The following is a 21382-nucleotide window of genomic DNA, read 5'->3' as shown; positions in this document are numbered from 1 at the left end:
AATCGGCACGGTGCCATCGCACGAACGGGCCACCCCACCGGCCACAGACCGCATGAACAGGCATGATCTCGCGACCATCGCATGTCACAATGCGCCAGGCAGTCCTGTCATGTCATTCATAGCGTTCACGAAGGAGCAAAGCATGGACAGCACAGGCACAAGCGACAAAGACGGGTCTGTCGAGCCGGCGCCACCAGCGCCCACGACCCGCATCGCCATCGTCTATCACTCGGGCTATGGCCACACCGCACGGCAGGCGGAAGCGGTCGCGGCCGGCATCAGGCAGGTGCGCGGCGTCGGGGTCCTGCTTCTGACGACCGACGAGGCGCAGATGCGCTGGGAGGAGTTGAACGCCGTGCAGGCGATCGTCTTCGGCGCGCCGACCTATGTCGGCGCGGGTTCCGCATCCTTCAAGGCGTTCCAGGAGGCCAGTTCCAACGCCATCATGGCCAAGGGCTATCTGTGGAAGGACAAGATCGCGGCGGGCTTCACCAATTCCGGCACGCAGTCGGGCGACAAGCTGTCGACGCTCCTGCAGATGGCGCTGTTCGCCGCGCAGCACGGTATGCACTGGGTCAACCTCGACCTGCCGCCGGCAAACTGCTCCTCCACGGGCTCGGATGAGGATCTGAACCGGCTCGGATTCTGGCTCGGCGCAGCGGCACAGTCGAATGTCGATCACGGGCCGGACCTAGCGCCGCCCGAGGCTGACCTTGCAACCGCCCGGCATCTGGGTCAGCGCGTGGCAAGCGTCGCCCTGCAGTTTACCCTCGGGCGCGAACCGGCGCTCGCCGCCCTGGCGGGATAGGCCGCGATGTCGGCGGCGGATACCGATGCGATCTTCACCGGCCTTCGGCCAGGGCTGATCCGGCTGGCCTACCGCATGCTGGGTTCGGTCGCCGACGCGGAGGACATCGTGCAGGACGCATGGCTGCGCTGGTTGAGCCATGAGCGCAGCGATGTCCGTGAGCCGGCGGCCTTTCTGCGGACGATCGTGACCCGGCTCTGCGTCAACGAACTGAAATCGGCGCGCCGACGGCGCGAAACCTACATCGGCCCCTGGCTGCCCGAACCGTTTTTCGATCCGGAGAACGAAGGCGAGCTAACCGAAGACATCACTCTGCCGCTGATGATGGCTCTGGAAAGACTGTCCCCTCTGGAGCGGGCGGCCTTTCTGCTACACGATGTGTTCGGCGTCGGTTTCGAGGAGATTTCCGCAGCGCTCGGCCGCGACGCCGCCGCGTGCCGTAAGCTCGCCAGCAGGGCGCGGCTCCACATCCACCAGGCCCGGCCCCGCTTCAGCGCCACCAAAGAGGAAGGGCGAGCGCTGGCCGCCGCCTTCTACACGGCATCCCGAACCGGCGACATGCAGGCCCTGAACGGCCTTCTGACGAAGGACGTAGTGATCTATACGGATGGTGGCGGTCGGATTGCAGCCCCCACATCTCCGTTGACCGGGATCAATGCCGCCCTGAAATTTTTCAGGGGGCTGGCCCGCTACTTTGCACGGTCGCCATCGCGCCTCGTCCGCTATGCCACAATCGACGGCCTGCCCGGCTTCATCACAATCGAGGCCGGCGGCATCGTCCAGACTTCAGCCATTCTGGTCAATGACGGCAGGATCGCGGCAATCTATGTAACACGAAACCCGGAAAAACTGCATCACCTCCCTCGATGCGGCCCTCATTGACAGCCCGAACAGCATGCCTGAAACGAATGGCAGCAGCAGATGCCGCCACAGTCACGCTATTCGCTCATCTGATCCGAGGCATTGATGAGTTGGCTTGATCGTTCTCTATCCATGAAGGCCGAGCGAAATGCGTTGCGTTGAACCAGAGCAAGTGTCGCTTCGTCGAGAACGCCCGCTTCGTGCAAAATTCTGTAATGCTCACTTAGATAGCCGTTGAAATATGCAGGATCATCCGTGTGGATGGACACATTCAGGCCGCGGTCGAGCAACCTTAGAAAATTATGCTCCGCGAGCTCGCGAAACACTTTGAGATGAATGTTGGACAACGGGCAAACCGTAAGGGGCGTAGCCGTTTCCGCCAGCCGCTCGACCAGCCTATCGTCGACCTCACACTGCACTCCGTGATCGATGCGATCGACCTGCAATATGTCGATGGCTTGCCAGATGTAGTCAGCGGGGCCTTCTTCGCCGGCATGCGCGACCGCCTTCCATCCCATGGTTCGTGCATAGGCGAAGCACTCCTCAAACAGGCCCGGCGGATAGCCCAGTTCTGCACCGTGCAGCCCGATGGCGAGCACGTCGTCCCGATAGGTCCTGGCGTATTTCTTGAGCATGGCGAGCGCCTCGCCGACCGGGCGATGCCGCAGGCAGGCCAGTATCGGCCCGCCTGTGATTCCGAAATCGCGATAGGCATCCTTGAAGGCCGATATGATACCATTGAACGCTGCTTCATAGGGCACGCCGCGTTGCGCCGGGCCCTGCGGGGAAAACGCCATCTCCGCATGAACGATATTGTCTTCGGCAGCACGCTTCAGGTACCCGAAGGCGATCTCGTAAATGTCTTCCTCGGTCTGAATGGTTGCCGAATTACGCCCCATTACAGAAACGAAGTCATTGAGGCCGTCGAAGGTGTATTCGGTTCTCAGCCTCTCCAGCGTTTCCTGTTCGAGCTTCACATTGTTGCGAGCCGAAAACCGGATAACCTGCTCAGGCTCGAGGCAGCCTTCAAGATGGACGTGCAGCTCTGTTTTGGGAATTTCTTTGAATATGTCAGCGTTCATTATCGAAACGCCCCTTTTTGATGCATCGATGAAGAAGGGCGCGTCAATTGTGTTTGGGTGCGGCGTCCATGCGCCCAGAGTGCATTGTCGCGTCGATTATGACGTCATTCCAACCGTTGGCGGGTACGACGCCAAGAAACTCTGGTTTACCGTCGGAAACAGAAAACACCGCAGTGTCGCCTTCGGCCAGGTGCCCGCCCAGCGCGGCAGAGTATGTGCCCAAGTGGGTAACAAGGACCGTGTTTTGCTCTTGGCGCGTTCCTTCCAGGATCAAAGCCTCAAAGGTGCTCCGCACGGTGTCGGGGTCTGTTCCCCTGCCAAAGAGTGCCTCGTTGGCTTCAACCCGGCCAAACATCAGACGGGCGGTTTCAAGGGTGCGGCACATGGGGCTCGCGAAAACATTTCCGACAGGAAGGTTCAGAAAGCGGATGACCGCGCCGTTTTCCATGGCATTCGCGTGGCCTGCGACGGAGAGATTGCGCTGGGTTTCGCAACTTCCGATCTCAAACTCACGATCATCCGGAATGAAGGCGTTTGTTCTCTCATGACGAACCACAAGAACATGCCCGCCCGACTTGAGGCGTTCAATCAGAGCCGCAGTTTCAGGCTTGAGGTGCTGGTGCGACATTCCTTGTTTCTGGGCGGCAAGTGATGAAGCCGCTGTTGCCAGGAAGAAGAATGAGACTGACAGGATCCTGAGTGTACGGGAAGTCATATATGATTGTCCTTCTGTAGGGGAGGAAGGCCAGCCGGCCTTTTTTTGAACCAGAGAGATCACGGGCGTGACTGGTCAGGGCTTTTGTGGGCCTCGAAAGAAGCATCACTGCTGCTTTCCTTCAGGGCGGCACGCAGCGAGATCGCGATCAGCCCCGCATAGATGGCGATCGGCAACCAGAGCACGTTCTGAAATGCCGACACATGGAGTTGCGGGGCGTCTGCCTGCGTCAGAGACGAGAAATAGATCTGTCCGAGGATGGCGATGCCGAGGGCAATACCAACCTGTTGAAGTGCCTGTAACGCTCCGGAACCTGCACCGGCATCTGATGCTTCAACTTCACGCAGGATGGACTGAAACAGAGCAACGATCGCTGTTCCTGCACCGGCGCCGATTAACGTCAAAGGTCCCCACAACACCAGAGGCCAAGCTTCAAGGGCAATGAGCCTTTGCATCAACAGCATTCCCAAAAACAATGCTGCAAATCCAAACAGAATACGTTTCTGCAGATGCCGCGCTCCCAGTCGGCCGGTCGACAGAGACGCGGCCATGGCGGCGAGCGGGTGAGCCGCAAGTATCAGCCCTGCACTGGCAGGCGAGTGTTCCAAGCCTGTCTGCAACACGATTGCAAGGATTACGACCGAACCGGCCAGCCCCGTGAAGAGCAGTGTTGTTTTGGCCAGTCCCGATAGAAATCGGGGGCTTTGAAGGAGGTTCGCCGGCACCAATTGCGACCGGCCGCGTTCGGCCAGCTTGTGTTGCCGCCCCCAGAACAACGCAAGAAGTACAAGAGAGATGACAAAGAGTACCAATATCTCCAGCGGCCATCCCCTGCTGCGCCCCTCGATTAAAGGGTACATCAGGGCAATTGTCCCACCAGCAAAAAGCACAGCACCAAGCCAGTCGGGTTTGCGGGTTTCGGCCTCCGGTAGAGGTTTCAGGGACAGTAAAACGCCAAAGAAAGAGATTGCACCGATTGGTAGGTTGATCAGGAAAATCATGCGCCACCCAAGGCCGAAGAAATCGGCAGAGATGATCGCTCCTCCGATCAATGGTCCTGCCAGCGCTCCAAGGCTGCTGACCATTGCGAGGTAGCCGATGGCTTTGCCCTTCTCGTGCGCGGGAAAGGTCGCGTGCACGATGGCCAAAACCTGTGGGAGCATGATTGCGGCCGAAAGCCCCTTGAACAGGCGCGCGGCGATGAGTGTTTCCATGTTCGGCGCCAGCCCACACAGCGCCGAGCTTGCGAGAAATCCAGCGAGCCCCCACAGGAACAGTTTACGGCGTCCAAACACGTCGCCGAAGCGGCCGAACGGCAAAAGTCCTCCCGCAAAGGCCAGTACATAGCTCACAAGAACCCATTGAATTGCGGTGTCGGTCGCATTGAACTCGGCCTGTATCGAGGGCAAGGTCAAATTTACAATTGTAGTGTCGAGCAGGTTTATGAAAGCCGCGCCAAACAGAAAGCATGCTGCCTGCCAATGCCGTTGGAGCGACAGCATTGTCTTCGATCCCTGGGCCTGCTCCCCTGCCTCCTGATCTGCTTCCGGATGAACGAAGCCTTTCCGCGAGGCCTGAGCAGGTTTTTGAGAAACCTTGGCGGAGGTCATTTGTGTATCCTTTTCGAGCAGGGCTGGTCGGTCGGCGATGGAAACAAGGCGCGGTCAGAACTGGCACCCAGGGCGGATATCGTATTTTGTAATTCTATGAGTTACATTATAGTCGCCCTGCCGCGAGTTCAAGAACTTTGATTGTTACAATTCTTCTGATGTGATAGAGCCAGGCCCAGGATCGCCATGCGTCTGTTCGGGCACGTAGGAAGAGTCTAAATCATTGTCGGAGCATCGACGTATCCGGAATGTGGATTCGACGTTTCGGTCCGATACTCTGCAGACATTCAACGACCGGTGAGGACCGACGTGCCGCGCGACAACAGGATATCTCGTCTTCTGCATGTTCTTATCCATATGGATCGGCATGTAGAGCGCCCGACTTCGGAACAGATTTCCAAGATGCTCGGGACCAACCCCGTGGTGGTGCGCCGCATGATGTCCGGGCTTCGCTCGGCGGGTATCGTGTCCGCCGAACGCGGGCAAAACGGCGGCTGGGTCCTGAATAGATCCTTGTCCAGGCTGACGCTGTTGGATGTCTATGAGGCGCTGGGTGCACCGTCACTCTTCAACGTTGGCCCAGGCAGGGAGAAGGCTGAGTGCTATGTGGAGCAGGCCGTTGACCAACGTGTGAAGGCAACTCTGGAGAGGGCTGAGGCCCACATCAGGCAACAGTTTTCAGAGATCACGGTCGAAGACATCGCCAGGGATTTTGAGAGCCGGATGGCCTCGGAAGCACCGGCGCGCCCAGCCTCGTTTCGATGTTCGCACCGGTGACTCTTCTGGAGAGGCGAGGAACCTTGCCCCGGAGGGAGCGCAATATCTCAGCCATCAGCGCCCCCGTTTCACCGATAAGTCTGCGACACAAAGAACGCGCGACTTCTCAACTGGTTCAAGGGTAAATCGAATACGCGTTTGTTGCCGAGCATTGTCGATCATCGGGGCCTGAATTGCCCCCCGGGATTTGTGGACGCCTTCTTCACTAACTTTAAGGGAATGAGGCCCTGACGGGCACTCGCAATTTCAGCGATGCGTTCAAGCGCGATGCTGTCGCGAAGATTACCGAGTGGGGCTATCCGGTTGCGAATGTGTTGAGCTTGTACCGTGCGCGGCGATTGTTCGAAGTCGCCAGACGAATGTCCTTAGCATAGCTTCGCAGACGTGGTGCAGGTTTCAAGACTGAAAGTATCGTTTCGGTCCTGCTCTGCCCCCATTTCGGTCGCGCAGGTATAGGCACCCGTTGCTCGAAAACGGACACTGGCCGAGCGCGAGAGCGGCTGTTGTATAGGCCAGTTCACCGGGCTTCATGAGGTCGTACGTCGTCGAAGGCCATGTTGATCAGAGTTGCCATCGATGCGATTGCCAGACCGGGCCAGATCATCAGCATGGGGTCATCGAAAATGAACATCCGATATTCGAACAGCATGGAACCCCAGTCGGGTTTCGACGGGTCTGCTCCCAGTCCGATGAAGGCAAGCGAAGCATAATTCACCACCGATTGTCCGGCATTGCTGCCCACATGGGTGAACATGATCGGCAGCGTGTCGGGCAGTACGTGCCGCACCACCAATCGTGGCGTATCAGCGCCCAGTGCCTGGGCCGCCTGCACATAGGACAGGGCCAGTGTGCGGTGGGTCAATGAATTGGCGAGTAGGGCGTAAGGTCCGATCCCTGCGAGCCCAAGCGCCAATCCAGCGGACAAAGGCGAGAGCCCGAAGATTGCGGCAGCCGTCAGGGCCCAGATCAAGGTTGGCACCACGATGAACAGTTCGCAGAAGCGCAGCATCAACCGTTCGGTCCCGCCGCCCAGGATCGCTGCAAATGTCCCCAGGAGCGATCCGCCGAGAAAGCCGACAGTGCCTACAGCGAGTACCACCAGAGCCGTGCGCCAGCCGGCGACAAACATGCGCGAGGCGATATCTCGGCCAAGGTTGTCGGTACCGAGAAGGTGTTCAGTCGACGGACGCTGATGACGAGACAGGATGTCTACCGCGTCGGGGTCGTGCGGCTGCCAGAAGCCTCCCGCCAGCAGGGAGATGGCGAACACGAAAAGCAGCGTGAAAACTACTGTGCGCCTCATGCCGAGCGCGGGTCCAGCCGTCGCATCGTGAGTTCCATCGCAGCGTTCATGGTCAACATCCAGACGGCGACAGTCATGATGTAGGCAAGCAGAGCGGAATAGTCGCGCGCGCTGATGGACTGCACCAGAAACTGGCTGACACCCGGCAGACCGAACAGCACTTCCAGCGTTGCCGTCGTGCCGATCGCCCAGCCTGCCTCGGAGCGCACTGCCGACAGCATTGCATAGAGCGCGCTGCAATGGCAGTGATGCCACATTGCCTGCCTACGGGTCAGTCCCTTGGCGATAGCGGTGCGGAAGTAGGGTTGCCCGGTCTGTTCAAGCATGTCGCGCCGGTAGATGCGCGCAAACAGACCAATTGAATGCAGTGCGATGAGGACGATGGCCAGCGCATAAATCGATGGCCCGCCCGAAAACGGTCGTATGAGCTGAAATTTGACGCCAAGCACCCAGATCAGGAGCAGTCCGAGCCAGAAGGCAGGCACCGCCTGCACGCTGATTGCGAGGCCGCGGCTGAAACGGTCAGCAATGCCCCGCGGCCGCAGAGCGGCAGCGAAGCCCAACGGCACCGCCAGTACCCCCGCGAGCACCAGGCCGGAAATGCCGAGCGTAAGCGAGAGTGGCAGGCGTTTCATGAATTCGTCAAAGACAGGCTCCCCGGTGCGGAACGAGCGCCCCCAGTCGCCGGTGACGAAGCCCGCGAGCCAGTTGAAATAGCGCTGTGCCAGCGGCTGATCGAGCCCCCATTCGGCGCGCATCGCCGAGACCGTTGCTGGATTGGCGGGCAGGTTCCACGCGCGGATGGCGATCTCGACAGGGTCGGCCGGCATCAGAGCGACAACGAGGAAGGCGAGCGCGGAGACCGCCAGTAAACTGGCGGCCGCACGCAAGCCCAATCTCAGCGTATGCTCCAGCACGCGAGTTCGTTCAGCGCGCCTCCCCCATCTCCGGTCGGAACACGTGATAGTCTGAACCCCACGGCTTGTAATTAGGCAGGCGCTGCGAGAGGCCGACATGCCAGCTCGGTGACACGAGGAAGGTTGCAGGAGCATCCCTATAAAGCTGCTCCTGCGCCTCCAGCGCAATCTCCGTGCGCTCTTCCAGCGTTCCCGCCGTCGAGAATTCGGCAATGATCGCGTCGAACGCGTCGCTCTTGTAGCGCGAATGATTGAGCGGACCATCGCTCTTCAGCATGGAATTGAAGAAGTAGGCGGGGTCTCCTGCGGGCGCCGTATGCTGCGCCCAGAGCGCAATGTCGAAGTCGCCACCGGCAGCATAGTCGCCGATGTTCTCAACGACCCTGGTATCGGAGGCAATGCCGACGCGGGCGAGGGCCGCTTTGACCACCGGCATCATGGTGACAAGGTCCGGTCGCTGCGGATAGGTGACGATCAGTATGGAAAGTGTCTCGCCGTTCTTCTCCTGGATCCCGTCACTGCCGGGTGCCCAGCCGGCCTCAGCCAGTAGAGCCTTCGCCTGGTCGAGATCCGTTACGCGCGGCTCCTTCGCCGCAAAGGGGAAGTAAGGCGCAAAGGCGCCGGTGGCCCGCGAGCCTGCATTGATCGCCGCGACCAGTTCCTGGCGATCGATGGCAAGGTCGATTGCCTGTCTCACCCTGACGTCGGAAGTGAAAGGTCGTTCAGTGTTGATGAAGCCGAAATACTGGTAGCCGACCGGAAAGGATTTGACCGCGAGATCCGGATTGGCTTTCAGACGCGAAAGACCTTCGGACGGCAGGCCGAAGGCAAGATCGAGTTCTCCGGCCTCGAAGGCCAGCGCCATCGTTTGCGCGTCGCCGAAACGGCGTAGGTTGATTGGTGAGCGGCTTTCCGCGCCGGGAAAATGCGGATTGGGCGTGAGTTTAAGGTTCTGGTCGACATTGAACGCCTCCACCGCATAGGGGCCGGTGAACAGGAACGAGCCGTCATCCTTCACGGTATAGGCCATCAGCGGCCACTCGGCGAAGAGAGCGGCGATCAGGGGAACGGGTCGCTCGGTGGTGAGCGCGAGTGTGAGATCGTCCAGCGCCTCGAACTCGATCATGCCGCCGGTGGATTTGGCTGCCGGCAGATTGGCGAAGGTGTGGTCGAAACCCTTTTTCAGCGCGGTCGCCGTGACAGGCGAGCCATCGGAGAAGAAGCGGCCTGGCGCGAGCTTGACGGCCCAGCTTAAATCGCCCGTACGCTCGGCCGTTGCGGCCAGCTCGGGTACGAGATTGCCTTCGCTGTCGACCATGAAAAGTTTCTCACCGATGCCATGGCTGACCAACGCCCAGCTTGAAGAGCCCTTGGTTGGGTCAATCGCGGCGGCAATGAAGGTCGCGCCAGCCTGGATGGCCTCCTGCGCAACTGCCGGCAGGGCAAGCATGCTGGAAGAAGCGATCAGCGCGGCAAGCGCTGCGCGGGTAATGTGTCTCATGTCAGTCTCCTGTTGGATCGGAATGGGTATTGTCGCGCAGGCGCTGTTTGCGTCCCGTCGGGTGATAGGCGAACTCGTCGACGACGCGGTCACCGAGCAGATGCTCTTCGACGATGCGGTCGATCGCCGCCTCTGTAACGCCGCCGTAATACGTGCCCTCGGGAAACACCTGCACCACCGGGGCGAGCGCACAGGGGCCGAGGCACGTGGATTTCGCGGTCATCGTGCCGGAGCCCGACGCGCGCAGCTTGCGGCGCTGTTGCTCGTTGCGCAGATGTCCCCAGATCGCGTCCGCCCCGGCGGCGTTGCAGGCTCCGCCTTCGCAGACCAGGACGCGCCGCTTCTGTGCAGGCACCAAGGACGCCGCGGGTTTTTCTTTTTCAGGAACAATGTCGGGGGCCATGGCCGCGCCTTCGATCAAGGCGGCGAGCAAGGGTTCGAAATGCCGCTCCTGCGCAATATCGCGGGTGACGCGTATCGGTGGCCAGCCGCCGGCAGCCTCCGTCTGCCAGCGCTTTAGCGAGCGTGTCAGCCAGTTCATGAAGCCAGGCTCCATCGGCAGCACCAGCGGAACGATCAGAATGGATGTGAAACTGCGGTCACGAAGATCGAGAAGCGCCTCCCGCAGCGACGGTTGACCTTGTTCGGAAAAGCATGACGTGGCCTGCGCCACACCGGGAAGGCGCGCGGCCATGCGCGCCAGTCGCTGCATTTCAGCATACGGTGCGGCGGCAAATGCGGATTTTGCCACAAGAAGGACAGCCTGGCCTTTGAGGGAATGTCTGTCCCCCAGGTCGTATTGGCCTGTGTCCGCTGACGTTGAAGCCCGTTCCAATCAAAAACCCCCGTTGCGATGCAGACGGGGATCCGGAGACGTCGCGCGTGTTCAGTTCTTGCGAACCGGACACAGAGTGCGCGCTCCTGCGGCAATCCCCGGCCACGGAACTCTATGCGGTCAGGCAGGTCTCCTGGCTCGCGGGTCATCGCTGCTTTGCCTGTCTTCCCGGCTAAAACGCCAGTGACATCGATGGCAAAGCGGCTCTCCGCTCACAGTTGCGGGTCAGCTCCGGCATTCCCCGAAAGGTCACCGGATTCCCTCTTAGCTCCCTCCCGGCAATGCCGGCAGGGAGAACCTTGACGCGGCGAAAGTCTCGAATTGTGTTCCACTTGTCAATCGCGATTGAGCCGTTTTGCTCAGCCTCCACGATCAAGGCGCCAATGCCGTCAGTCGATTGTCGGGCGCACGATGTTTGTTGGTTGAAAAGCGTTGTCCCGCGCGCCGAGGAACCTGGTCACACCGGAAGGCGGTTCGAGGGTTTGGCTGTGTCGAGCATGGCAAGTCCCCTGACTTTGGGATGATCGAAAGGTTGCGCCCGGCTGGAAGCCGGGCGCGGGTTCATTGAAAGAAGCGTACCTAATCAGTGCGCGATCATCTCGTGAACGATCTCATCGGCCTTGAGAGAGGACGGATAGTAGGTCGGCCAGTTCGTCAGTTCTTCCAGAATGGCAGCACGATCGTCGCCCCAGTAGAGGTGATAGTGGTCGGTCACCTCGGGCGCGATCCTGTGATCGCTGAACTGGATGAACGCAGGCGCGTCGTCGTCGCCTTCCGTCTTCTTGAAGATGAAGCGGACGCCGCGATTGCCCTTCTCATAGGTCAGGATCTCGTAGCCGTCATAGGCGTAGTGGCCCTCAACTGGCTGGCCGTCGCGGTAGAAGGTGACGACGTCACCCTTGATCGTGATCCGCTCGACATCGGTCTTGTAGCCCGTGTCGTAATAGGCCTTCCACTCGTCGGCGGTCTTGTCTCCGTTTTCAGCCTTGTGCTCCCAGACCGGATCAAGCGTCCCGTCCTTCAGATGCGGATAGACCGACTGCCAGTCGCCTGCATAGTCCGAGAGGGGGCGGTCCTTGATCTGGCTGTCCTCGAAATAGCCCTTGTAGACCTTCTCGTCGCCGTGATCGTGAGCGTGGTCGTGCCCCTTGTCATGAGCGTGACCGCCATCATGGCTGTGGTCGTGGCCTTCCTCTCCCTCATGAACCTTGCCGCTGCCGCCTGCGACAGCGATGTTGTAAGGCATGCCCTCGACTTTGATGGTTCCGGCTTCCTGAAGCGTATCCTTGGCAATTCGCCGAACCAGACCGGCCTTCGGATCGCTCATGACGATCTCGTCGCCAGCCATGGCGATCCGCGGGCGAGGGTCATTCCAGTGGCCATCCATCGAGTAGGGCTCGGTCACCTTTTCGCTTTTGGCGACCTTGCCATCCAGAACGTCGACCTGATGCAGTGAGCCGTCTTCTGTCAGCACATAGCCGAAGCGTGCATTGGCGGGATCGAGCGCGAAATCGATGCGCCGGAACGGGAGCTCGATGTAGCGGAAGTGCGGTTCGTCGGCAGGGTCAACCACGACCAGGCCTTTGGCCCCGTAGTTTCCAAGGAAGACCTGCATGCTCTTTGCACCGAGCAGCGTTCCCGTCTTCCCACCGGCCGGCAGGTCGCTGGCGTAGTTCAGCATCTTGAAGGTGGGTGCATCGCTCCCGGCCGTGACGGTCAGGACGCCTTCATCGCATCCCGCCGCAAGGAATGCACCGGAGAATGCTTCACCATGGATTCCGGTGCAGGTGGCAACTTCGCCAACAGGCGTTCCGTCTTCCTTGACCGTTTGCATGCCAACCCGCTTGGGAGAAGCATCGCCTTCAACCGGCGCGTCCGAAGCGACCGTTGTGACCCAATGCTTGCCGATGGGTGCCGCAAAGCCGTGATGCGCGCGGGCTTGAGGCAAACGAGTGGATTCAAGTTCACCATCAGAAAGTTCGTGAGCGTCGACAATCTCGTTATACCCGCCGCGATCAAAATTGATCACCACCTTGCCGTCATGGTCGATGACGTGGAACGGGCGCGGACCGGTCAGGCTTGCTTCGACCGCCTTGGGGTCCTCAATGTCGATGTCGGAATGGTCGCCGTGCGCGTGCAGCGAGATGCCGCTGTCGATGAAGTTCACGACGTCGTTGTTGGACTGCACCGCTACAATAGCCGCGCCTTCGTCAACACTATAGAGCTTGACCTGGCCAGTGGTTTCGAACGACCAGCGCTTGTCCGGTTCACCGAGGTCAAACGCGGTGATCTTGCCGGCCTCATGGTCGCCAACGAAAACGCGATAGAGCGTGACGTCTTCCTCCGCGAAAGCCACGGGGCCGGTGAGCCCCACGGTAAGGGCAAGGGTGGATACACCCAGGATAAACCGTCTCATTCATCTCTCCTTTGGTACGGTATTACGTTACATATGAGGAGCAAATTCACCCCCCATCCTTGTGGGCATTCACTCGCCGTTGATGGCGGTCACAAGCGTCCCGACATTGTGACGCATCATGTCGAGATAATTGGCTGCCGGGCCACCTTCTGGCGAAAGGGCGTCGGAATAGAGCGTTCCACCGAGCGTCAATCCGGCTTCAGACGCAATCTGCTCGACCAGGCGTGCATCAGAGATGTTCTCGGCGAAAACAGCAGCGGCGCGCTTCTCTCTGATCTCGCGAATGAGTGCGGCGACATCTGCAGCCGAAGCTTCGGACTCGGTCGAGATGCCTTGGGGCGACAGGAACTGGATGCCATAATCGCGCTCGAAATAGCGGAACGCATTGTGCGCGACGACGGCGACGCGGCGATCCTCGGGAATATCTGCGATCGCCTTCTTAATGTCCGCGTCGAGTTCGATCAGTTGCTTCTGATAGGCCTCGGCGTTCGCACGATAAGTGTCGCAGCCTGCCGTATCGGCCTTGCAGAATGCTTCCGCGATGTTGCGCACATAGATCTGTGCGTTGGCAACCGACTGCCAGGCGTGCGGATCATTCGGGGTGGCATGGAAGATGGCTTTGCCATCGACATAGTGATAGTGCCCGCCCTCCGGATCATTCACGATGTTGGCGCCCTTGGTCAGCACGGCCGCCTCGGCGGTCGTGCCGCTCGCCTCGACCAATCGTTCCATGAAGCCCTCGAACAGGAGTCCATTGGTCAGGACAACATCCGCCCGTGCCAGCGCGATGGCGTCGGCCGGGCGGGGCTCATAGACATGGGCATCGCTGTCCGCGCCGACCAGGGTCCGCAGTTCGATCCTGTCACCCCCAACGACCCTGGCGAAATCGCCAATGATCGAGAAGGTCGCGACGACGCCTAGTTTCCCGTCCTCGGCAGAGGCGGCGGGAACGAGCGAAACCGAGGCAAGGCCGATGGCGCAGATAAGGGTTCTGAGAAATTTCAAGGTACGCTCCTGATTGTCAGGCGGTTCGATGGGCGGTGCGGGGAAGGCGAGACAGCAGCACGCCGCGTGGAGCCAGCAGCACCGATGCGACATAGACGGCTCCGGCTGACAGAATGATCGCCGGTCCGGAGGGCAATGATGCGTGGTAGGACAGGAGGAGGCCGGAAACGGAGGCCACAAGTCCGATGCTGATCGACACGAGACACATGGACTCGACACGGTTGACCCAGAACCGCGCTGCCGCCGAGGGAAGGATCATCAAGCCCACGGAAAGCAGCGTGCCTAGGGCCTGGAAACCGGCCACGAGATTCACGACAACGAGCCCGAGAAATACGAAATGCACTGGCGAACCGAGCTTTGAGACAGATCGCAAGAACAGTGCATCGAGGCATTCCGCAACGAGGACACGCCAGAATGCGAACAGCGCGACCAGTGTCAGGCCCGATGACAGCGCGATCAGAAGCAGCGCATCATTGTTGAGAGCGAGCACCGTCCCGAACAGCACGTGCATGAGATCAACACTTGAGCCGCGCAGCGAAACCATCAGAACGCCGAGCGACAGGGAGATCAGATAGAAGGCTGCCATCGACGCATCTTCCTTCTGGACCGTCAGGCGCGCGACCGCTCCGGCCGACAGAGCTACAACCATGCCCGCGATCAGCCCGCCGATGGTCATCGGCACGATCTGCAGGCCATAGAGCAGGAACCCGGCAGCCGCGCCTGGCAGAATGGCGTGCGCCATCGCATCGCCCGTCAGGCTCATGCGCCTCAGCATCAAAAACACGCCGACCGGGCAGGCGCTCAGCGAAAGCATGACAGCGCCCGCGAGCGCGCGCTGCATGAACACGAACTCGGTGAAGGGCGCGATCAACCAGTCGATGGGCGAACCGCTCATGCCGCCCCCCGTTTCCCGTCACGGGAATCGTGGCTGTGCTCATCATATCGATGATCGTGGTGGTGGCCCGACACGCACCACGGCGCATCCTCGTCCCATGCTTCATGAAACTGGCGTGCGCGCAGAAGATTCCGCGCAGACAGGGCTTCTTGCGCCTCTCCCCAGGCTACGGGGCGGCGGGCGAGCAGCAGGGCTTCGGGGAAATGCTGCCTTACCAGATCCAGGTCGTGGACAACGACCATCACGGTGCGTTCCTCGCCGTGCCAGCGTTTGATGAGTCTGATCAGATCGTTGACCGTCCGCGCGTCGATGGCGTTGAACGGTTCGTCAAGCAGGATGAGCTCAGCATCCTGCACCAGGACGCGCGCGAACAAGGCTCTCTGCAATTGTCCACCGGACAGGGTATCGATGGGTCGATTGTCAAAACCCTCCAGCCCCACGGCCGAGAGTGCTTCACCCAGGCGCTCGCGATCTTCGGCACGATGGCGGGCAAACATGCCGCGCCGTGGCCATAGACCAAGTGAAACGAGGTCAATGACGCGCGCAGGGAAAGATCGGTCCAGTTCCGATTGCTGTGGCAGATAAGCAATGCTGACCCCCGCCGCAACGGAGCAGGTCCCCGCCATCGGCTTCAGGACCCCCGCGACACCCTTCATGAGTGTCGACTTGCCAGATCCGTTGGCGCCGACGACGGCTGTCAACGAGCCCTTGCGCACCGATCCATCGAGGTGGTGGACGGCTGGATGACTATTATAGCCAAGTGTCAGGTCGTGGAAGGTCAGGCATATGGTCATTCATTCAGTCCCGGCAGAACAACCCGTCCCGCTCTCTTGACGACCGATTATGTTATGTTATGACATTCGTCAAGAAATATGTTATACTATGACGGTTGAAATCGCGAATGAGAACGGTTGATGCCCACTCCGATAGTCGGCCGAACAAGGTGCAGCATGGCCGCAATCAGAAACTTGTTCTCGACGTCCTGAGACGCGCAGACAAGCCGCTAGGAGCCTACGAGGTCCTGCGCCTGCTCCGCGACGATGGACTTCGCGCACCGCTTCAGGTTTACCGGGCACTCGAACGCCTCATTGCAGCAGGCGCCGTTCACAGGATCGAGAGCGTGAATGCCTATGCGTTGTGCTCCCATGAGCATGGCGACACCGACGGACACGCCGTCTTCACGATCTGCACCCAATGCGGTCACGCCACAGAGCTTCACGAGCCCGAACTCGACCGCCTGTTGAGCAGGCTCGCCTGCGAGCAACAGTTCAGCACCAGGGCGACGATGGTCGAGCTCTCAGGTGTGTGCAAAGACTGCGCCAATGACTAGAGCAAGTTGCAGTCAGGGGGAGATGCCTGAGGTCCGCAACAATGCGGAAAAGCCGGTAGACAGGGCGGAGCAGCATTCCCGTGAAACGGTGCACCGCTCCAGGATACCCGTCTTCATCCTGACCGGGTTCCTCGGGGCGGGGAAATCAACGCTTCTCAACAGTGTCCTGCGTGATCCGGCGTTTGCGCGCACCGCCGTCATCGTCAACGAGTTCGGCGATGTCGCGCTCGACCATGACCTGGTGAGCATCGGGCAAACCCAGGTGGCGCGCACAACGACCGGATGCATGTGCTGCACCTTCGGCAGCAATGTCCGGGCAGGGTTGCACGACCTGCACACGCTGGCAGCGGCCGGTGAAGTGTCGTTCGAGCGCGTTATCGTGGAAACCACTGGCCTGGCCGATCCCGCACCGATCATCAACGATCTGATCCCCGGGGGGTCTCCTGCCGTCGGCTTGCGCGACCATGTCGTTGCGCGCACCTTCGAATTGGCTGGCGTCGTGACGCTGGTTGACGTCATGACAGGTGCGACTTCAATCGAGAACCATTTCGAGGCGACCAAACAGGTCGCTTTCGCCGACCGGATCGTGCTGACCAAGACCGATCTCCTGCCCGATCCCGGGCCATCGCCCGATGTCGAGAGCTTGACCGCAATGCTGGCAAAGCTCAATCCTTCTGCGCCGATCGAGGACCGCATGGCGACTGGCTTCGCTCAAGGCCGCCTTTTCGATCCCCGCGCCTATGTTCCCGCTTCGCTGGGCGACGACGTGACCGGCTGGCTGGCGCTGGACGAGGCGTTGCGCGCCGAGAACGCCAATGCGCCCTCCTCGGGGCACGACGACAGGGACGGTATTGACAGGCATGGTGGACGAATTCGCGCCTTCACGCTCACACGTGACGACCCGATCGAGCAGGTAGCATTGGACAAGTTCATGACTTTGATTAGCGCTGCGGCAGGCCCCCGCCTTCTTCGCGTCAAGGGGCTGGTCAATCTGATGGAGGATCCCGGCCGCCCTCGGGTCATTCACGCGGTGCAGCACGTTGTTTATCCGACCCTGCTGCTCGAGGCTTGGCCAAGCGACGACCATCGCACCCGTCTTGTCTTCATCACAGACGGCGTCGATCCGAAACCGGTCCGTCAGCTGTTCGACGCCGCACTCGACAACCGCCTTTCACGCATCAGGCGGCTGCTCGCCGAAATGGGAGAGGGGCTGAGCCAGGCCCTTCGCTTGTCGGCATCGCGGATGACCAGAAACGCTTCCTGATAGAAGGAGCCGAACATGTCAGCCGAAACGCTCCCCACACCCGTCACCGCTCTCACCGGGTATCCCGGTGCAGGAAAAACCACTTTCCTCAACCGAAACCTCACCGAGGACTACGGCAGACGCTACGCAGTCATCGTCAATGAATTCGGCGCGATCGGCATCGACGGCGCCCTTGTCGTCGACGCGGATGAGGAGGTGTTCCAGCTCAATAATGGCTGTGTCTGTTGTTCGGTTCGCGGAGATTTGATCCGCGTCCTCGAAGGGCTGATGCGTCGCGGGGATAGATTTGACGCCATCCTCGTGGAGACGACCGGCCTTGCCGATCCCGCACCCGTCGAGGAGTGCATCCGGCGCGTTGACGACACGGCTTCTATCCGGCCCTCGACACGCTGCGATGTTGCACTTGAGGATGTGCTCGACCGCGGAGCGTTTGATCTGGATCGAATTCTTGGGATCGACGTGGAGTTTCTCGACGCTGGGTACCAGCCGGAGCATGACCACGATGTGAGCAGCTTCTCGCTGGAGAGTGCAGTGCCGCTCGAGGGGGGACACCAGTGCCGTTGGGCGCCGAATGAGACACGAGCCAGCCGCATGATATTCATCGGATGCAACCTGCCGCGCGATGTCATACGCAACGGTTTCATGGAGTGCCGCGCGGTCCGGCCGCTGTCGGCGCTCAGCGCTAGACTGTGATAACGTCATGCCGATGAATCTTTTCGACAATCCGTTGGCGCCGCGCCGCGCGCTCCCCCAAAAGACGCGTCAGATCAAGGGCTGGGTGCGCGAGCTGTATGACTTGAGTGATGATGCCGTTGTGGCTGTGTCCGAAATCGCATGCCGGGATGAGGGATGCCCGGACGTGGAGACAGTGATTGGCATCATGCGACCGGGTCAGAAGATCGTATCCCTGCGCGTTCATAAAGCGCTGGGCGACGTGGTCCGCGAGGATCTGCCCTTGCCCGCGATGTAGAATTCACACCTGGGTTTTGACTCCGGATCTCGGTTTCCCATCTTCACCCTTCATTCCATTTGGGAACTGTTGCGTTCACTGCTCTGCTCACCGCAGAAGCAGATGAGAAGCAAGGCTCAGGCCGGCATCACTCTTGATATTGTGGAGTAGATTTGTCAGGTATGGGTGGTTGATCTTCGATAGCAACCACCGGTGGCCTTCTTGCTCTCCTCACACACTCTTTCGGTTTCTTACGGCCCCAAGGGCGCGCGTGTTCTGGGCGGCTTTTCAGCGGGTTTCGCCCATCGGCGTTTCACCGCTCTTGTGGGGCCGAACGGCTGCGGAAAGTCCACCTTTCTCAAAACGGTGATGGGGTTCCTGAAGCCGGATTCCGGAGAGGTGACGCTGGATGGAAAGCCCATTGCCGGCATCGGCCGGCGTGCGCTTGCGCGCCGCATCGCCTATCTGCCGCAGGAAAACTTCTGCCCCGACTATCTGAGCGTCGGAGAACTGGTGGAACTGGGCGGTTATGCACGCTATTCGCTCTTTGGCGGACCGAGCGATGCCGACCGCAAGGCATTCCTCGATGCGCTCGCGACGGTCGGCCTCTCCGATATGGGGCATCTCCCGGTGAACAGGCTTTCGGGCGGGCAACGGCAGCGCGCCTGGATCGCCATGGTGCTGGCGCAGGACGCCGACATCATCCTTCTGGACGAACCGGTCAACCATCTCGATCTGCGCTTTCAGTATTCGGTGCTGGAGCTGGTGCGCGACCTCACGATCCAGCGCGGCAAGACGGTGATCTCCGTTCTTCACGACCTGAATCTCGCCGCGACATTCGCCGATGACGTGGTCATCATGCGGGAAGGGCGAACTATCGCCGACGGCCCGACGGAACAGACCATCACGCGCGAAAACGTGATGGCCGCGTTCGACATTGAGACGGACGTTTTCGCGCGCGACGGACGCATCGTTTGTCTGCCGGAGCAAAAGCGAACACAACAGGCGCTGGCTTCATGACCATGCGAACCGGCTTGCCGGTCGGCTTAGCCCCCGCCGGCGCGGTGTTGATTCTTGTGGCCGCGTTCCTGGGCAATCTCTCTCTTGGCGCGACGTCGATTTCGCCACGCAGCGTTGTGGAGGCCCTGCTGTTCTTCGATCAGGAAGAATTCGACCATTTCATCGTGGCCTATCAGCGTCTCCCGCGCGCGCTGATCGCGATGTTCGTGGGGGCTGTCATGGCGTGCGGCGGATGCGTCCTTCAGGGCCTCACGCGCAATCCGCTGGCATCTCCGTCTCTTCTTGGCGTCAGTTCGGGAGCAACGCTTTTTGTCATCGCCGGCATATTCCTGCTCGACATTCCGCTCGCCTGGCAGGGCGTTGTCGCAATCGCGGGTGGTCTTTTCGGTTTCGCCAGTTGCCTCTTCGTCACCCGCCTCACCGGCATGTCGCGCGATCCGCGCGGACTGGGCCTCATCCTCTCCGGGGCCGTGCTTTCGATGCTTTACTCCGGGCTCGCCAACGCGCTTCTTCTTGCAAGCCCTTCGCGCCGCAGCGAGTTTTTGAGCTGGGTGAGCGGCAATATCAATCACGCCTATGCCGATCGGCTTTACAGTTTCTGGTGGCTGGGCGCGATCGGTGTGGCGCTTCTCTTCGTTCTCGCACGCCCGCTGACGCTGGTCATGCTCGGTCGAGAGAAGGCTGCTTCCGCCGGTGTCGATGTGGAGCGTGTCAGGTTCATCGCCCTGGCGGCGGTCGTGGTCTCGGCCAGCGCTGCGGTGGCGGTGTGCGGCCCCATCGGGTTTGTCGGTCTGATCGTGCCGCATATGGTGCGGCCGTTCGCGGGTGCTGCATTCAAGAAGGCCCTGCCGGCCAATGCGGTGCTGGGGGCGGCAACCTGCCTTCTGGCCGACCTTGCCGCACGGACAGCCTTCACGCCTTTTGTTTTGCATACGGGGATCATGATGGATCTCCTCGGCGGGATCGCTTTCGCGATCATCGTCAAGCGCTGTTACCTTTCACCCGGCGCGAGGACGGCGCTGTGACGGTGATTGCACAAGGCCTTGACCGGCGTCTGGCGCTTTTCCTGCCCGGCGGGCTGAAAATCCGCCTTGTGGATCTGAGCGCCTTTTGCGGTCTGCTGCTTGCCACGCTTGCAATGCTGGCTTTCTCACTCTCGGTGGGCACCACCGACCTCGGGCCTCTGGCCATCGTCCGCGCGCTCGTGAGCGGCCCCGGCGGCAGCGATGCCGCATTCGCCATCTGGGATGTGCGTCTGCCGCGCATTCTCATGGGGCTGATGGTCGGCTGGTGCATCGCGCTGACCGGGGCGATGCTGCAATCCCTGTCTCAGAATCCTCTCGCCGATCCGGGGTTGCTGGGCCTGAGCCAGGGGTCGCTGACCACGATCATGATCGCGCTGGTGTTTTTCCCGGCGTTTCCGCAAGCGGTTCTGCCGCTCGCCGCGCTCGCCGGCGGGCTCGCCGTGGGGTGCTTGCTGATCGCCCTGGTGGGAAGAAGCAATGCCAGTGGCATGAGCATTCTCCTCATGGGCATCGCGATTGAAACCAGCCTTTCCTCCATCACGACAATCCTTGTGCTCTATACGCCTCCGGAGGTATCGCAGGCGCTTGGAGACTGGATGGCGGGTTCGCTGTTTCGCTCGTCGTGGAGCGCTTTGGCGGCTTTCATGCCATGGTGTGTCGTCAGCCTGCCGATCATTCTCTTTCTGGGCCGAAGGTTACGCAGCTACGACCTTGGCGACCAGATGGCCATGGCTCTTGGAGAACCGGTGCGCTATTCCAAGCCGCTGATCCTTCTTGCCGCCGTGCTTCTGACATCCGCGTCGGTAACGGCTGTCGGCCCGCTGGTCTTTCTGGGCATCATGGCGCCGCACATCGCCAATTTCATCGCACCGGCTTCAGGCAGGGCACGCCTCGTTCTCTCGGCCATGGTTGGTGGTCTTCTCGTGATCGCCGCCGATGCCCTGACGCGCGCGCTTATAGGCGAAATCGCGATGCCGACCGGGTTGAGCATCGTGCTGATTGGCGTTCCCGTTTTCATCGTCACATTGCGGCTGCGCGCCCTGGCGCGGCGCGCCACCCATTGAGGAAG

The 21382-nt window shown here is 60.6% G+C and carries 21 protein-coding genes and 1 riboswitch; of the genes, 10 read left to right on the top strand and 11 right to left on the bottom strand.

Annotated elements, in window-relative coordinates; all coding sequences use genetic code 11:
* Positions 1-142: 142 nt before the first annotated feature.
* Positions 143-808, top strand: coding sequence for a flavodoxin family protein (locus BLW55_RS08290; protein ID WP_090328178.1), 666 nt, complete (start codon positions 143-145; stop codon positions 806-808).
* Positions 809-814: 6 nt separating this feature from the next.
* Entirely contained in the window at positions 815-1690 is an 876-nt protein-coding gene (locus tag BLW55_RS08285) for a sigma-70 family RNA polymerase sigma factor (protein WP_090328176.1), read from the top strand.
* A gap of 56 nt (positions 1691-1746) precedes the next feature.
* Here the strand turns inward: BLW55_RS08285 and add are convergent, their stop codons facing one another.
* From add to BLW55_RS08270, 3 genes are read right to left on the bottom strand one after another with little or no spacing between them, the layout of a single operon-like run.
* A complete protein-coding gene (add, locus tag BLW55_RS08280; protein WP_090328173.1) occupies positions 1747-2751 on the bottom strand; it encodes an adenosine deaminase in 1005 nt (334 codons plus the stop codon).
* 43 nt (positions 2752-2794) lie between these two features.
* The gene (locus tag BLW55_RS08275; protein WP_143038425.1) at positions 2795-3466 is read right to left on the bottom strand and encodes a histidine phosphatase family protein; all 672 of its coding nucleotides are present in this window, start codon (positions 3464-3466) and stop codon (positions 2795-2797) included.
* A gap of 59 nt (positions 3467-3525) precedes the next feature.
* Complete coding sequence (locus BLW55_RS08270; RefSeq protein WP_090328168.1) at positions 3526-5076, bottom strand: MFS transporter; 1551 nt, start codon at positions 5074-5076, stop codon at positions 3526-3528.
* Positions 5077-5385: 309 nt separating this feature from the next.
* Here BLW55_RS08270 and BLW55_RS08265 point away from each other — a divergent pair, with 309 nt between their 5' ends.
* Positions 5386-5853: an RrF2 family transcriptional regulator gene (locus BLW55_RS08265; protein WP_007007366.1), complete on the top strand. Its 468-nt coding sequence runs from the start codon at positions 5386-5388 to the stop codon at positions 5851-5853.
* 517 nt (positions 5854-6370) lie between these two features.
* Here BLW55_RS08265 and BLW55_RS08260 read toward each other — a convergent pair.
* The 8 genes from BLW55_RS08260 to aztA form a co-directional block, all read right to left on the bottom strand.
* Positions 6371-7156, bottom strand: a complete 786-nt coding sequence (locus tag BLW55_RS08260; protein WP_007007382.1) for an ABC transporter permease — start codon at positions 7154-7156, stop codon at positions 6371-6373.
* Positions 7153-8046, bottom strand: coding sequence for an ABC transporter permease (locus BLW55_RS08255; protein WP_007007383.1), 894 nt, complete (start codon positions 8044-8046; stop codon positions 7153-7155). Before BLW55_RS08255 ends, BLW55_RS08260 begins: the two co-directional genes overlap by 4 nt.
* Before the next feature lie 37 nt (positions 8047-8083).
* Entirely contained in the window at positions 8084-9574 is a 1491-nt protein-coding gene (locus BLW55_RS08250; protein ID WP_090328164.1) for an ABC transporter substrate-binding protein, read from the bottom strand.
* Between the two features lies 1 nt (position 9575).
* Entirely contained in the window at positions 9576-10286 is a 711-nt protein-coding gene (locus BLW55_RS08245) for a (2Fe-2S) ferredoxin domain-containing protein (protein ID WP_100213114.1), read from the bottom strand.
* A 229-nt stretch (positions 10287-10515) separates the two neighbouring features.
* Positions 10516-10726: riboswitch (cobalamin riboswitch) on the bottom strand.
* Positions 10727-10992: 266 nt separating this feature from the next.
* A complete protein-coding gene (locus BLW55_RS21095) occupies positions 10993-12825 on the bottom strand; it encodes a ZinT/AdcA family metal-binding protein (RefSeq protein ID WP_090328161.1) in 1833 nt (610 codons plus the stop codon).
* Positions 12826-12894: 69 nt separating this feature from the next.
* Positions 12895-13830 (bottom strand): zinc ABC transporter substrate-binding protein AztC, encoded by a 936-nt coding sequence (aztC, locus tag BLW55_RS08235; protein ID WP_244509021.1) that lies wholly within the window; start codon positions 13828-13830, stop codon positions 12895-12897.
* A 16-nt stretch (positions 13831-13846) separates the two neighbouring features.
* Entirely contained in the window at positions 13847-14725 is an 879-nt protein-coding gene (aztB, locus tag BLW55_RS08230) for a zinc ABC transporter permease AztB (RefSeq protein ID WP_090328156.1), read from the bottom strand.
* Positions 14722-15519, bottom strand: coding sequence for a zinc ABC transporter ATP-binding protein AztA (gene aztA, locus BLW55_RS08225; RefSeq protein ID WP_090328153.1), 798 nt, complete (start codon positions 15517-15519; stop codon positions 14722-14724). Before aztA ends, aztB begins: the two co-directional genes overlap by 4 nt.
* 107 nt (positions 15520-15626) lie before the next feature.
* On the opposite strand from aztA, the gene BLW55_RS08220 reads away from it, so the two are divergent.
* The 7 genes from BLW55_RS08220 to BLW55_RS08190 all read left to right on the top strand — a co-directional run bounded on the left by BLW55_RS08220 (position 15627) and on the right by BLW55_RS08190 (position 21377).
* A complete protein-coding gene (locus tag BLW55_RS08220) occupies positions 15627-16055 on the top strand; it encodes a Fur family transcriptional regulator (protein WP_090328151.1) in 429 nt (142 codons plus the stop codon).
* Positions 16056-16077: 22 nt separating this feature from the next.
* Positions 16078-17319, top strand: a complete 1242-nt coding sequence (locus BLW55_RS08215; RefSeq protein ID WP_090328148.1) for a CobW family GTP-binding protein — start codon at positions 16078-16080, stop codon at positions 17317-17319.
* 15 nt (positions 17320-17334) lie between these two features.
* Complete coding sequence (locus tag BLW55_RS08210) at positions 17335-18012, top strand: CobW family GTP-binding protein (protein ID WP_090328146.1); 678 nt, start codon at positions 17335-17337, stop codon at positions 18010-18012.
* Between the two features lie 7 nt (positions 18013-18019).
* On the top strand, positions 18020-18289 hold the full coding sequence (locus BLW55_RS08205) for a hypothetical protein (protein ID WP_007007391.1): 270 nt from the start codon (positions 18020-18022) through the stop codon (positions 18287-18289).
* Positions 18290-18490: 201 nt separating this feature from the next.
* Positions 18491-19288 (top strand): ABC transporter ATP-binding protein, encoded by a 798-nt coding sequence (locus BLW55_RS08200; protein WP_425286777.1) that lies wholly within the window; start codon positions 18491-18493, stop codon positions 19286-19288.
* On the top strand, positions 19285-20313 hold the full coding sequence (locus BLW55_RS08195) for a FecCD family ABC transporter permease (RefSeq protein ID WP_090328142.1): 1029 nt from the start codon (positions 19285-19287) through the stop codon (positions 20311-20313). Before BLW55_RS08200 ends, BLW55_RS08195 begins: the two co-directional genes overlap by 4 nt.
* Complete coding sequence (locus BLW55_RS08190) at positions 20310-21377, top strand: FecCD family ABC transporter permease (RefSeq protein WP_090328140.1); 1068 nt, start codon at positions 20310-20312, stop codon at positions 21375-21377. The genes BLW55_RS08195 and BLW55_RS08190 overlap by 4 nt, the downstream gene beginning before the upstream one ends.
* The last annotated feature ends 5 nt before the right edge of the window (positions 21378-21382 follow it).

Origin of the sequence: Nitratireductor aquibiodomus, assembly GCF_900105565.1 — a bacterium.
GTDB lineage: Bacteria > Pseudomonadota > Alphaproteobacteria > Rhizobiales > Rhizobiaceae > Nitratireductor > Nitratireductor aquibiodomus.
This window is presented reverse-complemented; position numbering and strand designations above follow the sequence as displayed.

What these genes read in the sequence shown, in the direction of transcription:
- BLW55_RS08290 (WP_090328178.1), top strand. Translation starts at nt 143, where the DNA reads ATGGACAGCACAGGCACAAGCGACAAAGACGGGTCTGTCGAGCCGGCG.
- BLW55_RS08285 (WP_090328176.1), top strand. Translation starts at nt 815, where the DNA reads ATGTCGGCGGCGGATACCGATGCGATCTTCACCGGCCTTCGGCCAGGG.
- add (WP_090328173.1), bottom strand. Translation starts at nt 2,751, where the DNA reads ATGAACGCTGACATATTCAAAGAAATTCCCAAAACAGAGCTGCACGTC.
- BLW55_RS08275 (WP_143038425.1), bottom strand. Translation starts at nt 3,466, where the DNA reads ATGACTTCCCGTACACTCAGGATCCTGTCAGTCTCATTCTTCTTCCTG.
- BLW55_RS08270 (WP_090328168.1), bottom strand. Translation starts at nt 5,076, where the DNA reads ATGACCTCCGCCAAGGTTTCTCAAAAACCTGCTCAGGCCTCGCGGAAA.
- BLW55_RS08260 (WP_007007382.1), bottom strand. Translation starts at nt 7,156, where the DNA reads ATGAGGCGCACAGTAGTTTTCACGCTGCTTTTCGTGTTCGCCATCTCC.
- BLW55_RS08250 (WP_090328164.1), bottom strand. Translation starts at nt 9,574, where the DNA reads ATGAGACACATTACCCGCGCAGCGCTTGCCGCGCTGATCGCTTCTTCC.
- BLW55_RS08245 (WP_100213114.1), bottom strand. Translation starts at nt 10,286, where the DNA reads ATGCAGCGACTGGCGCGCATGGCCGCGCGCCTTCCCGGTGTGGCGCAG.
- BLW55_RS21095 (WP_090328161.1), bottom strand. Translation starts at nt 12,825, where the DNA reads ATGAGACGGTTTATCCTGGGTGTATCCACCCTTGCCCTTACCGTGGGG.
- aztB (WP_090328156.1), bottom strand. Translation starts at nt 14,725, where the DNA reads ATGAGCGGTTCGCCCATCGACTGGTTGATCGCGCCCTTCACCGAGTTC.
- aztA (WP_090328153.1), bottom strand. Translation starts at nt 15,519, where the DNA reads ATGACCATATGCCTGACCTTCCACGACCTGACACTTGGCTATAATAGT.
- BLW55_RS08220 (WP_090328151.1), top strand. Translation starts at nt 15,627, where the DNA reads ATGAGAACGGTTGATGCCCACTCCGATAGTCGGCCGAACAAGGTGCAG.
- BLW55_RS08215 (WP_090328148.1), top strand. Translation starts at nt 16,078, where the DNA reads ATGCCTGAGGTCCGCAACAATGCGGAAAAGCCGGTAGACAGGGCGGAG.
- BLW55_RS08210 (WP_090328146.1), top strand. Translation starts at nt 17,335, where the DNA reads ATGTCAGCCGAAACGCTCCCCACACCCGTCACCGCTCTCACCGGGTAT.
- BLW55_RS08205 (WP_007007391.1), top strand. Translation starts at nt 18,020, where the DNA reads ATGCCGATGAATCTTTTCGACAATCCGTTGGCGCCGCGCCGCGCGCTC.
- BLW55_RS08195 (WP_090328142.1), top strand. Translation starts at nt 19,285, where the DNA reads ATGACCATGCGAACCGGCTTGCCGGTCGGCTTAGCCCCCGCCGGCGCG.